Annotated in this window: 7 protein-coding genes; 1 reads left to right on the top strand and 6 read right to left on the bottom strand. The window is 59.5% G+C overall.

Translation table 11 applies throughout. From position 1 onward, the window contains the following. Positions 1-74 precede the first annotated feature (74 nt). Positions 75-488 carry a DUF7079 family protein gene (locus IZU87_RS14280; RefSeq protein WP_166020033.1) on the top strand — a complete coding sequence of 138 codons (414 nt, stop codon included), beginning with the start codon at positions 75-77 and terminating at the stop codon, positions 486-488. A 255-nt stretch (positions 489-743) separates the two neighbouring features. On the opposite strand, the gene IZU87_RS14275 is transcribed toward IZU87_RS14280, so the two are convergent. The 6 genes from IZU87_RS14275 to IZU87_RS14250 all read right to left on the bottom strand — a co-directional run. Then, entirely contained in the window at positions 744-1,412 is a 669-nt protein-coding gene (locus IZU87_RS14275; protein WP_213114967.1) for a transglutaminase-like cysteine peptidase, read from the bottom strand. A 22-nt stretch (positions 1,413-1,434) separates the two neighbouring features. Continuing rightward, positions 1,435-3,384: a bifunctional diguanylate cyclase/phosphodiesterase gene (locus IZU87_RS14270; protein WP_213114966.1), complete on the bottom strand. Its 1,950-nt coding sequence runs from the start codon at positions 3,382-3,384 to the stop codon at positions 1,435-1,437. A 66-nt stretch (positions 3,385-3,450) separates the two neighbouring features. Continuing rightward, the gene (locus IZU87_RS14265; protein WP_283248917.1) at positions 3,451-4,719 is read right to left on the bottom strand and encodes a TolC family outer membrane protein; all 1,269 of its coding nucleotides are present in this window, start codon (positions 4,717-4,719) and stop codon (positions 3,451-3,453) included. A gap of 72 nt (positions 4,720-4,791) precedes the next feature. Continuing rightward, on the bottom strand, positions 4,792-6,174 hold the full coding sequence (locus IZU87_RS14260) for an HlyD family type I secretion periplasmic adaptor subunit (RefSeq protein ID WP_213114964.1): 1,383 nt from the start codon (positions 6,172-6,174) through the stop codon (positions 4,792-4,794). Beyond that, complete coding sequence (locus tag IZU87_RS14255) at positions 6,167-8,341, bottom strand: type I secretion system permease/ATPase (protein ID WP_249330619.1); 2,175 nt, start codon at positions 8,339-8,341, stop codon at positions 6,167-6,169. Before IZU87_RS14255 ends, IZU87_RS14260 begins: the two co-directional genes overlap by 8 nt. Positions 8,342-8,438: 97 nt before the next feature. Then, the coding region (locus tag IZU87_RS14250) for a VCBS domain-containing protein (RefSeq protein ID WP_213114963.1) at positions 8,439-13,849 on the bottom strand (5,411 nt) is incomplete at its 5' end.

The following is a 13,849-nucleotide window of genomic DNA, read 5'->3' as shown; positions in this document are numbered from 1 at the left end:
ATTCCACTGCCGTCCTGCATTCGCCGCTGATTGCCAGCCGCACTGTCCGACAGGCTCTTGCCCAGGATGTTTTCATGAACGATCAGAACGCTCACCTCGCCCCCGATGTGGCCGCCCTGCTCGAGCGCCGACAGGACATCTGGCTGGCGCTGTCTCCACTGTGGCTGGAGCGCGACCCACGTGAAGCCGAGTATCAGCACATGGCAGAAGTCGTCGAAGCCCAGGGGCTGAGCTTCCAGGAACTGGAAAAGCTCTATCGGCTGGAGATGGCCCCGGTACTGGTGCGAGAACAGGTCAGCATGACGCCCAACTTCAAGGGCTTCGATGACAGCCAGCTGCTGTCACGCCTGCTGCAGCATACGCATCGTCTGACACGTGGCCGGCGCATGTTCTGGCTGCTGTTTTCGGGGCTGGCCACGATGCCGAGTCGCCATCGCTACGGAAATCTGCTCGAGATCCTGCACCTGCGCGGCAATACGCCCCGCTAGCGCCCCGCCCGCAACCTGCATGGGGAAGCCTGACGAGGGCTCTGGCCTGCAACGCCCGAATGGCAAGACACCCCGCGACCGGAAGGCCACGGGGTGTCTTGTCGTGCTGTAGTGCTTGGTAGTGCTTGGTAGTGCTTGGTAGTGCTTGGTAGTGCTTGGTAGTGCTTGGTAGTGCTTGGTAGTGCTTGGTAGTGCTTGGTAGTGCTTAGAGCAGGGCTCAACCACCATTCCTCGAGGGGGCTTTCGCCGCCAGGCTCATGGCCGTTTGTGACGCGGCACTCTCAGCACCCCTTGTGCGCGGCGCTTCTGCCAATCAGACAGACTTGAAAGGCCTCGGCTGTCGCTGATGCGCTTGCCCCCTTCCAGACGTTTGCTCATCCACAGCGCACTGCCATTGAAACTGTAGATAGGCAGCAGGTCCGTGCGCTCACTGGCCGGCAGGATGGAACTGTTCAGGTTGTCCAGTACATCAGGATTGCGCGTATTGGCGCCCTGATAGGTCACGACCATATGGAACTGGTTGAGGCTGAGCGCCTTGACGTAGTGCAGACGCAGGCGGTCTTCCGGTACGCCAAGCTCGCGCAGGGTCAGGTACTTGGCCATGGCGAAGTCATCGCAATCACCGGCCCCTGCCCCCAGAAACTCCTGCGGCGTCGCCCAGTAATCGGTCGCTCCCCAGACGCTGAGGTCATCGGTGAAGTTGAGACGATTGAAGAAATCGTTCACTTCGCTCAACTGACGCCTGATCGGCGCGCCCTCCAGACGCTGCAACAGTTGCTGCCATTGCTGCACACGATTCCAGCCACCGGTCCCGTAGATCTGGATGAACTGGCGGGAATCCACCGCCTGTGCCAGACCCGCACCGAGCGACAACGCCAGCAGCACCCCGACCGCAAGACCCTCCCACCAGCGGCGATGATTCATGTCGAGGCACCCTGAATGTCACTTAGCGAGGCATATCTTCTGCTGGATTGGCGAGCCTTGCCATGACATCGACTGCCGGTGACACGAAGCCCTGATAGCCATCTGCGCCCAACGACATCGCCCGCTCCTGATCCGCCTCGGACTCGACGCGGGTCACGATGACCTGCGACTCGACCTGATGCGCGGTCATGCACAGACTCTGCAACAGCTCGGTATCGACATCTTCGCGCTTGAAGAACGCCTGGTCGATCTTGACGTAATCAGGCCGCAGCGCCGACAGATAGCTGAGCTCCTTCAGCTCTCGGGCGAAGCGGTCGATGCCACCCCGCGCCCCCAGTCGGCGAGCATGTCGGAACAGCATCTTGATACGCTCCTGATGCCTGAGGGCGATGCTTTCGGACACCTCGATATCCAGACGCTTGCACAGGCGCGGATGCGCCGCCAACCAGTTGAGCAAACCAATATAACTGGCTTCATCGTCGAAGGTTTCTTCGGTCAGGTTGAGCGCCAGCCTGGGCACTTCAATCCGGTCGATATAGGACGCCAGCCACTCCAGAGCGCGCAGATCGAACTGCGCCCCCATGCGGAAATGGCGAATCACGGGCAGGAAGTCACCCGCACGATGCAGTTCATCACCATCGCGCAGACGGGCAAACAGCTCGCGGTGGAGCTCGCCACCATCATTGAGCAACACCGGCTGAGCGACGAAATCGAGTCCCTTGGGGGAATCCAGGGCCTTTTCGATGATCTCGCGCCACTCGCCGCGCGGACGCGCACGCCCACCCGCAGGGGCCAGCTCCACGCCCGACCCTTGCTCGATGGCCTGACGAAGCGTGGCATCTGCAACGGCATATATCTGGGTACGCTGCATGCCCGGCTCACGCCGAACGGCGCCAATGGCACAGTTCTCCGGCGGAATATCCACCAGCGGATTGGCATCCAGCAGGTTGTCGATATCCTCCGCCAATAGCGTGAGAAACTCCTGAAGCCGAGTTTCGTCGGTTTCCGGCAGCAACAGGCCGAAATCACTATTGGCCAGACGCGCGGCAATGATCGCCTCACCCGCCAGTTCGCGATCTTCCAGCTTGCGCGCGATGGCTTTCACCAGGGCGTCACGCCCCTTGTAGCCCTGCTCGCGATACACCACCTCGATATGCGACACGCGCAGCAGCGCGAAGCTGCCACCCATCGGCTCGCTCAGCCACTCATCGACCGCTCGATTCAAATAGCCGCGGTTGCCAAGCCCCGATACCGAGTCTTCTTCCGCCTGGCGCTGCAGACGCGCCAACTGCGCGGCCTGAGCCTCGAACTGGGTCTGCAGGCGCTGTCCAAGACGATTGACCGCCGAGGTGATGCCCTTGAGCTCCGCCACGCTGGTCTCTTCCAGCGGCGCGTCGAAGCGCTGTGTCTCCATCTCATTGAGGCGAGACGAGAGGCGCTCCAGCGGGCGCAGCAGACGGCGCATGACCAATGAGGCAATCAGCAGCGTGATCAGGCCGCCCAGCAACAGCCACAGCGCCAGACGCTTGGCCAGCTGCCAGAGCTGGTCATAGCCCTGGGCGGATTCGCCGGTCAGGCTGATCGTGCCCAGCGACGCCCAGCCACCCGGCAGCTCGCGGCTCGCCGATTCCACCGGCATGGGAATCAGGTCACGAAACCACTGCGGTGCCAGACTCTCGCGCACGACATTGAAAGCGATGGGTGTCGCGATGGCCACGCTCTCCAGCCTGGCATCGCGCACATGGCCTCCATCCACCGTGGCACGTATCAGGGCTTCGGCACTGGCGGCATCGCCAAGCTCTACATGTGGCACCAGCGCGAGACTCAGGCTCTGGGCGAGATTCGAGAGTTCGACGCGTTGTCGTTCGGCCAATGCATCACGGGTGTTGTTGACCTGGATGAAGAAGATACCGAGGGAGAACCCCAACAATACCAGCAACATCAAGGTAAACAGGCGGCGCGAAAGACTCATCTGATTTCCTCATCAACCATCAGCATGGCAACGGCGCACCCAGGGTGCGGTAGCGCCGTGGGTGGCTTAGCCCTGTTGTTGGACGGGGACGGCAACATTCATGGAATCCAGCAGAGCGCCGGTCGCCGACAGCAGGCGATAGTTGGCGGTTTCCAGATCAAAACGGGCGCGAATCAGGTTCTGCTGAGAGGTGAACAGCTCACTCTCGCTATCCAGAAGGTCCAGCAATGTGCGGCGCCCGATATCGAATTGCTTGCGATAACTCTCGCGGGTATCGGTCGCGGCACGCACATAACTTTCCAGGTAATCGATCTGACGCTTGAGGTTCTCGCGGGCATTCCATGCCAGACGAATCTCGTCACGCACATCGCGCATCACGCGATCATTGTCGTGCTCGACCGCTTCCAGCGCTGCCTGACGACCGCGGATCTCGGATTGATCACGGCCACCGCGATACAGGTTGTAGCGCATGACCAGTTCGACGCTCCAGTCGTCTGACTTGCTCTTGTCCTGATCATAATCATTGTCCAGCGTGCGATTGCCCTCGAGACTGAACTCGGGGTAGTTATCGCCCTTCTCGGCGTTCACTTCATGGCGGGCAGCATCAATGGAGACCCGCGCTGCCGCCAACAGCGGGTTGCGCTGATTGGCCTGCACGTAGGCGCTCTCGACATCCTCGCTGAGCAGGCTGGTGTCGATGCCCGGCATGCTGAGGTCCGACGGCATCTCGCCCACCAGACGCAGATAGGCAGAGCGGGAATCCTCGAGATTGTTGATCGATGACAGCACGCTGGCTTCGGCATTGGCCAGACGACCATCCACCTGACGCACGTCACTGCGCGCACCAAGGCCGGATTCCGCACGCCGTCCGATATCATTCGAGATACGACGGTGAGCCTCGAGATTGGCTTGTGCATACTTGAAAATCAGCTCATCACGCATGACCTGCAGATAGGCACCGGCCGTATCCAGCGCGATGTCATTGGCCTCGGCCGCGACCTGCAGGCGCTGGTAGTCCGCCTCTGTCTCGGCCTGGCGAATGCGCTCGATTGTCGTGTTGCCGTCCCAGAGCAGCTGACGGATGGTCAGATCAAGGCGCGTGTAATCGTGCCAGTCGTCATCGTCATTGACGCCGTCATCTTCCGAGTCGAACTTGCCATATCCCAGACGACCGGTCAGATCCACCGTCGGGCGATACGCCCCGCGCTGGGTTTCCGCTTCTTCGAGTCGCTGGATGTGACGTGAAACCTGAACGCGCGTGCGCGGGTTTTCCATTACCGCTCGGGATACGGCCTCTTCAAGAGTCGCAGCCGAAGCCTGAACGCCAAACCCCATCCCTGCGGCGATGCTCAACGCCAAGAGTGTCTTTTTCATTATGAGTTACCCTCGAATCCATCAAATCCTTGATCAACGTTCACGCAAGGCACCTTGCCTGGCGCGCAGAATCGGCTTCATCAGATATTGCAGTACGGTCTGATTGCCAGTGATCACATCGACACTGGCCTGCATGCCCGGGATGATCGTGAGCGGATCCGAGTCACTGCCAAGGTGGTTCTGCTCCGTCAGCACCTTGATCTCGTAGAAACTGTTGCCTTCTTCATCCTGCACAGTATCCGCACTGATCTGATCGACCTTGCCTTCCAATCCACCGTAGATGGTGAAGTCGTAGGCAGATAACTTGACGACGGCCGGCTGTCCGATTCTCAGGAAGCCGATGTCCTTGGGAGCGACTCGCGCCTGAACCAGCAGCTGGTCCTCGATGGGAACGATCTCCATCAGGTCTTCCCCGGGCTCGATGACGCCGCCTATGGTATTGATATTCAGCGTCTTGATGGCGCCCTGAACCGGAGAGGTCACCAAAGTACGATCGAGTCGGTCCTGAAGACTGGTGCGCCCCTCACGCAAGCGACCCAGATCCGCCTGGGTCTTGGCGAGCTCTTCCGCGGCACGTGAGCGGAATTCCTGCGCGACGCCGACCCGATTCGAGATGGCCTCATCCAGCTCCGATTGCTTGCCCGGCACGGCCAGGCGCGCCGATTCAAGATCACCCCGCAGGTCGTTGACCTCACGCTGGATCTTGAGAAGGTCCACCTGAGAGACCACGCCTTCACGCACCAGCGGGGCCGTCATGCCGAGCTCGCGACGTGACAGTTGATAACTGCGCTCGAGACTGTTGATGCGCGATCTCAACTCACGCAACTCCTGCTCCTTCTGCAGAATCTGTTCACGCGCGCCATTGAGGCCACTGTTGAGCTGATTCAGATGCGTGCGATACGCCGTCATCGCACGCGACACCAGAGCGGGACTGCGCGCCTTGAATTCTTCGTCGAAGGGCAACTCGATATTCTTCACGCTCACCTGATCCTTCCAGGCATCCGCGGAGGCGTTGACCTCGATGGAATCAAGCTCGGTGTCGTACTGCATGATGGTGGCCTGCAGGCCATCGAGGGTCGAGACACGCTCGCGCAGATCGGAACCTGCACTGGTGTCATCGATGCGCAGCAGTGGCTCCCCCGCCGAGACGACCTGACCTTCCTTGATATAGATCTCGCGCACGATACCGCCTTCCAGGTTCTGGACGACCTGAAGATGCGTCGAGGGCACGACCTTGCCGGACCCGCGCGTGACGACCTCCAGACTCGCCTGACTGGCCCAGATGACGAAGATGACCACGAATGCGAGCACCATCCAGATCAGGATGCGCGACTTCCAGGGAGTCGCCAGCAACACGGCCGAACTGACATCGTCGAGATGGTGAAGGTCACGCTGCTCAATCGGTGCCTTAGCCACGATTCACCTCCTGCTTGCGCCCGGCGACACGGCCTTCATTCAGGGCGCTCAGCACCTGCTGCTTGGGCCCATCGGCGACGATGCGCCCCCCTTCCATGACGATGACGCGGTCTACCACGTCGAGCATGCTGCTCTTGTGGGTGACCAGCAGCAGCGTCTGGCTGCGTGGCAGGGACTTGAGCATTCTGCGCAGGCGCAGCTCGGCGCGGTTATCCATGTGCGACCCGGGCTCATCAAGCAGCAAGAGCGGGGGACGCATCAAGAGTGCGCGGGCCAGCAAGACCGTCTGACGCTGACCGCTGGAGAGCATGCGCCCACCTTCACCTACCTGACGGTCCAGACCTTCAGGGTGATGACGAGTGAATTCGGTCACACCGGAGGCATCAGCCGCGAGGTCGATCTGTACGTCACTGGCGTGTGGTTGGCCGAGGGTGATGTTGTCGCGAATGGAGCCGAAGAACAGTGAACTGTCCTGGCCCGCATGACCGATATGCCGACGTACGTCGGCGGGATGCAGCTGATTGAGATCCAGCCCATCGATTCGAACGCTGCCCGCCGTGGCGCGATACAGGCCAGAGACAAGACGTTGCAAGGTACTCTTGCCAGCACCGATACGCCCAATGATCGCGATCCTCTCACCTGGATTGATGGTCAGTGAGATATCCGACACGGCAGGTGGCGTATTCGGCGCATAGGCAAAGCCGACGCGGTCGAATTCGATGCGCATCTGCAGGTGCTCGCGGTGAACGTAACGACGATCTTCCGACTCTTCCGGCAATGCCATGATCTGCTCAAGCGCACTCATGGCACTGCGAGTCTGGCCGATGCGCGTGATCAGCAACGCCAACTGCCCCAGCGGCTGCAACGCACGCCCGGACAGCATGACCGCGGCGATCAAGCCACCGACAGACAGGCGTGCATCCGCGATCAGATAGACCCCGAACACGACCAGCGCCACCGTGGTGGCCTGTGTCAGCGACATGCTCAGCGAGCTGACAGAGGTCGTCAGGTTGCGGCTTTTCACCCCCCAATGCGCGATCTGCCCGACGGCGCGTTCATATCGACGCTGGGTTTCGCCCTGAGCATTGGCCAGCTTGAGGCTCTCGAGGCCGGAGACCGCTTCGACAAGGCGCGCATTGCGTTCCGTCGCCAAGCGCGACCCCTGCTCGATACTGCTGCGTAGCGGTTTCTGGATCGCCAGACTGTAGATAAGCAGGATCACGAGCGCGGCGAAGGGCACCAGAACCAATGGCCCCGCCACGATCCAGATCACCAGCAGGAACAGCAGGGCAAACGGCAGATCGACCAGGGTGGTCAGGGTCGCGGAGGTAAAGAACTCGCGAATCGAATCAAACTCCTGCAGGTGCTTCACATAGCCACCGACAGAGCCGGGACGCGCTTCCATCCGCAGGTTCATGGTCTTGGAGAAGAGCTTCGAGGTCAGCAACACCTCGGACTTCTTGCCGGCCGTGTCCATGAAGTAGGCACGTGTCTGGCGCATCACGAAGTCGAACACCATGATGATCGCCATACCCGTCGCCAAGACCCACAGCGTGTTGAAGGCCAGATTGGGCACGACCTTGTCATAGGCGTTCATCACGAACAGTGGCGATGCCACGGCAAACAGGTTGATCAATATCGACGCCAGAATCACGTCACGATAGATCGGCCGCGACAGCTTCAGCGTTGACCAGAACCAATGGCCACCACTCTGCTTGAGCGTTTCCGGTGCGCGTTCATCAAAGCGGTGCTCCTGCTTGAGATAGACGACACGCCCATCATGACGCTCAGCCAGAGACTCGATGTCGACCAGCTCATCACCATCGGCCTCAGGCTGATGAATCCTGGCCTTGCCTGCGTCGTTGTCGACCTCCAGCAAGACGACAGCACGCTCTTCCTTGAGTATGAGAATGCACGGCATCAGCATGTCGCTGATGGCCGTGATCTGCTGGTTGACCAGTTTGGCACTCAGATTGGCACGTGCCGCAGCACGACTGACAAGCGCCAGGGGAAGACGGCCTTCCTCCATGGGAAGACCATCGACCAGCACTGCTGCAGATCTGGGATTGCCGTGGTAACGCGCCATGAAGACCAGCGCATTGAGAAGGGGGTCGCCCTCCCTCTCGCCAACAGGCTCCGGTCTTAATGGCGTGGGTTGATCGCTCAACCTGTCCTCCTTAGTAGGGCACTTCGCAGATGTCTCTACGGCAAAGTCTAATACAGCAAGGGGAGACAGCCTAAGCCATCTCCCCTATCACATCGATTCAGCCGTCAACGTTCGTCTTGAGACTGTTGCTGTCGAGCAGAGATTGAATGATCTGCGTATCCGTGTCGCCACCTGATGTCAGGTCGACATCCTGCAGATTGATCTCTTGCGTGATATTGCTGCCGTCGGATCCGTCGACACTGATCTCGATATTGGTGCCACCTTCTCCGTCTGACTCGAAGTGCAGGAAGCTCGAGAGCGTATCGGCATCATCGTTGGACTGAAGCAGATCGGACAGATCGATGACATCGCCATCCGCGACACTGAAGTCGGTGATGGTATCCGTCGCCATGCCGCCTTCGCTGTTGATGTCATGACCGCTCAGCCACTGGAAGGTGTCGGCACCATCGCCGCCAGTCAGGATGTCATTGCCGGCACCTCCGACCAGAAGATCATCGCCCTCACCACCAGAGAGGATATCGTTGCCGGTGCCGCCTCTCAGCGTATCGTTGCCACTGCCGCCTTCCAGACGATCACTGCCCTCGCCACCGCTCAGGGTGTCATTGCCACCCTGGCCAACCAGATAGTCCGCATAGAACGGTCCATCGCCATCGCCCGTCAGGGTGTCGTTGCCATCGGTGCCGATGACCACGGCCAGCTTGTCGACATCGATACTGACACTTGAGGCGTTGGTATCCCCGTCATTGTCGACCGTCACGTAATCGAAGCTGTCCGTGGAGCGCTCGCTGACGTTATCCGGGGGCGTGTAGGTGAAGTCACCGCTCCCCAGATTGAACAGCATGCTGCCACCCAGGTCTGTCGAGATGATCAACTCCAGGCTGTCCGCATCGTAGCTGCTGTTGTCCGACCCCGTAGCAGACACGGTGTTGGTAACCGGATCATAACTGTAGGTCGTGCCATCCACGGTGACCGATTGCAGATAACCGCCATCCGCTCCCAGCAGACTGCCATCCACGGAGCTGCCCGAGACAAGCTGACCACTGACAGGCGATTGCACGGTCGCGGCCAGACTATCATCGAGGTCCGAGAAACTGGTGACGACGGTACTGTCTAGGTTCTCAACAGCAGAGCCATCATAGGCAATAGGATCAAGATTGCTCTCATTGACAGACCCTCCCAAACCAATTGAGTAAGACTTAATTGAATTATCGATCAAAAATTGTTGCCATTCGACTTCTTCACCAGCTGAAATCCCAGCACTTCCAGAAGGACGATTAGGTATGCCATCGGAGAAGAAATAAGACACATTCTGTGCCGATTCAAGAGCACCATCTGCATTAAAATTCCACATTGCCGTATCAAGAGCAGAATCATAATTGGTAGCACCACCGGCTTCCAATGTATCCAATAACAATGAAGCTCTTTCGACCGTCACCCAGCCAGGCGCATACGATGCGTAAGATTGGAAGACAACAAGGTTGACCATCACGTCACCGAAATCATCGTAAGAATCTAGAAGCACCTTGACCGAATTAATAGCACTCTGAAGACGAGTGCTATTGTCAACTCCATCACTCGTACTCATTGAACCCGAGATATCCAGCATTATTGTGACATTGGTATCCACCAGGGTGGACGAGAAGCTCTGCGCTTCCTGCTGCTCGGGTGCATCATCCTCGATGCCGATGGTCAGCGTGCCGGTGGAGCTGGCGCCTTCGCTATCCGTTGCGAGCACACCGAAGTCCAGAGACAGGACATCTTCACCATCACCCGAGTGATCGACCGCCTGACTCAGAGTGAAGGTATAAGCGCCGCTGTCATCGATGGTCACCGTCGCGACTTCATTGCCATCAGCATCGGTTGCCACCATTGACTGGGTGCCGCTGCCGGACCAGGTCACCGCACTGCCACCGGAGGTGATGGCCGCGGCAGGAGCCGTCAATACCAGCGACACGCTGTCACTGTCGACATCCGTGACGGAAACCGTACCGGTGACGGTGGTGGCATCGGTGGTATCCGTAAAGCCATCAGCCGCATCGCTGTCGGCGATACCGCCTTCGAGTCCTTCTTCGCTGACGCGGCCTTCAGTCGCAGTCACCACCGGGGCATCATTCGTCCCCTGAATGGTAATGGTGACATCCTGGGTAGCTGTCGCTCCCGCCGTATCCGTGACAGTGACGGTGTAGGTCAGGACCAGCGACTCGCCTGCAGACAGGTAGTCGAAGCTTTCCCCGGCAGCGCTGCTGTCGAAGGACCAGTTGAGCGTACCTTCAGTGCTCTCGTCATCGATGATGGCCCCAGTATCCACACCCAGCAGCGCAAGCAGGTCATCGTTGACCAGCGTACCGGTATCGCCATCACTGGAGACGCCGGTGACGCTCGGCGTCACGCTATTGCTGAGATCCACGTCATCCACCGACAGAGTCCCGCTGGCACTCAGCGGTGAATCCGTCTCCGTCAGGCTGGCGGCGGCACTGTCGCCACTGCTGACACTTATCTCCGGCGCATCGTTGCTACCTTTGATGGTGATGGTCAGCGTGGTAGTGGCAGTATCACCGTCAGCATCCGTGATCACGTAGGTATAGACGTCCGTGACCGACTCACCGGCCGCCAGGTACTGCAGGTCGTCGCGTGCTGACTGATAGCTGTAGGAGCCATCCGCCGCCAGGGTCAGCTCGCCGTGCTCACCCGTGATCACGGCCGCCGCGCCATCGCTCACCGGAGCAGTCTCCGTTCCGGCGATGACGGCAGTCACGGTTACCGCATCGGCACCCAGAGTATCGGCAGTCGCCGATGTGCCCTCCACGACATTGCCGGTGATGGCAGAAGTGCGATTCTCGCCAATGCTGCGCGTATCAGCGTTGGCTACCGGCGCGGTGTCCAGAACGGTGACATCCAGACTGGATGTGGTGCTCTGACCGGCAAGATCCGTTACCACGACGGTGAAACCATCGACGACGCTGTCATCGCCATCTGTGTGATCAGCCGCTGTGCCATCTTCCACATAGGTGTAGGTGACCTCACCGCTGTCGGCGTCGTAGCCCGTAATGGTCAGCGTGCCTTCACCATCTGGGTTGGGGATCACTACCGGTGTGGTGCTGGCATCCGTGATATCCACGCCAGCAATCGTCACTGCCGCGATACCTGCTGCAGCTGACACGGTAAAGGTATTGGTAAGCGTGCTTCCGGTCGCTTCGGTGACGGACTGGTCTTCCAGTGAACTGATGATCGGCAGCGCATCATCAGTCCCCTTGATGACGATATCCACTGTCGTGCTGGAGCCATCGCTGAGCTGCACGATGTACTGCTCATTGATCGTGTCGGCAGATGTCAGCCCCTGCACAGCGGCAGTGTCGTTATCCAGCGTATAGGTCCAGTTGCCGTCAGCATCGACGACGAAGGTACCGTAGAGACCGCTGTCGTCAGTGGCCGGCGTGAACTTCGGCGCATCACTATCGACATCGGTCGCGGTCAGCGTACCTGAAGCTTCCGTCACACCATCTTCGGCAACAGCGCCATCATCGGCACTGATGACGACAGGGTCATCAATCGCTGCGACGTCCTCGAAGCTGAGAATGGCTTCATCGAACTCGGTGCCATCCGTGATCACATAAGTGGTGTCGGGTACCGGACCGTTGTAATTCTCACCGAGCGTGAAGGTGAAGGTACCGTCAGCATTGATCAGAAGTGTGCCGACTTCGCCAAGATCCGCTGTCTTGCCCGGGTCGTACGTAACCCCGTCAACAGTGAAGCTGACGACGCTCAACTCATCACCATCGGCGTCGACGTCGTTGTTCAGGACGTTGCCGCTGACCGGAGTATCTTCCTCGACCACGATCGGACCGTCGTCATAGGCCACCGGCTTGTCATTCAAGCCCTGGACATTGATGGTGATGTCGGCGGTATCCGAGTCACCATCCGCATCCAGGATGGTGTACTCGAATACTTCCTTGACGAGGTCACCGGCACCCAGTGCCTGAGCGCGCGCATCATCAAGGTCATAACTGAAGGTGCCATCGGTATTGATGGTCAAGCTGCCGTAGCTGCCATCGACCGTAACGCTACCCTCATTGTCTGCCAGTGAAATGCCATCCAGATGCGTGATGGTCACGCCATCAGCGCCTAGCTCATCCTGTCCGCCGCCGACAACACTGAAAATGACATTGGTGTTGATCACCGGCTCACCATCCGGAGACGTATCATCTTCGCGAATGGTGTAGGTGTCGTCATTGGCGACAGGCGCGGTATCCAGAATCTTGACGTCAAGGCTGTCGCTGGTGCTCTGCCCGGCCAGGTCAGTGACGACCACGGCGTAGTTGTCGAACACGCTATCGTCGCCAGCCGAGTGATCCGCAGCCGTACCATCCTCCACATAGGTGTAGGACACGGTGCCGGCATCGTAGCCCGTGATGGTCAGCGTGCCTTCGTCATCAGTCGCGCCCGGGATCACGATGGGGTTATCCACTGACGCCGAAGTGATATCCGTACCATTGATGGTGACGCTGGCGATGCCGGCATCCGCTGCCACCTCGAAGGTGTCAGTGACCGTGGCACCCGTGCCCTCAGTCACTTCCTTGTCAGCCAGCGTGATGACCGGCGCTGCGTCGGCCGAGCCCGTGATATTGATGGTCAGCGTGGTGCTGGAATAGTCGCCATCGCTGTCTTCCAGCACATAGGTGAAGACGTCTTCCGCCGATTCACCCTCTGCCAGAGTCTGCGTCTTGGTGGTATCCAGAACGTAGGTATAGCTGCCGTCGCTGTTGAGCGTCAGCGTGCCGTAGTCACCCGTGACCGTGGCACTGCCGCCGTCAGCAATTCCGGTATCGTTCAGTTTGCAGACCATGAACGGCGCATCTGCACCCAGGATGTCCTCATTGTCACTGGCACCATCAATCACGTTGCCCGTGAGCTCGTCCGTCGCATCTTCATCAATATCGCGCTCATCCGGCTTGGCCGTCGGCGCGGTATCCAGAATCTTGACGTCAAGCCTGTCGCTGGTGCTCTGCCCAGCCAGGTCAGTGACGACCACGGCGTAGTTGTCGAACACGCTATCGTCGCCAGCCGAGTGATCCGCAGCCGTGCCATCCTCCACATAGGTGTAGGACACGGTGCCGGCATCGTAGCCCGTGATGGTCAGCGTACCTTCGTCATCAGTCGCACCCGGAATCACGATGGGGTTATCCACTGACGCCGAAGTGATGTCCGTGCCATTGATGGTGACGCTGGCGATGCCGGCATCCGCTGCCACCTCGAAGGTGTCTGTGACCGTCTCACCCGTGGCCTCGGTCACTTCCTTGTCAGCCAGCGTGATGACCGGCACTGCGTCGGCCACGCCGGTGATCAGGATGTCGACCGTGGTGGTCGAGTTATCGCTGAGCGTCACGGTGTATTGCTCGGTGACCGTCTGGCCCTCGGCCAGCGCCTGGGTCGCCTCAGCCTCGTTGGCAAGTTCGTAGGTCCAGTTGCCCGCATCATCGACCGTGAAGGTGCCGTAGTCGCTGCCATCGG

This window comes from Cobetia sp. MC34 (genome assembly GCF_018340035.1).
Taxonomy (GTDB): Bacteria; Pseudomonadota; Gammaproteobacteria; order Pseudomonadales; family Halomonadaceae; genus Cobetia; species Cobetia amphilecti.
The sequence above is the reverse complement of the archived record's forward strand: the minus strand, read 5'-3'. Positions and strand labels throughout refer to the sequence as shown.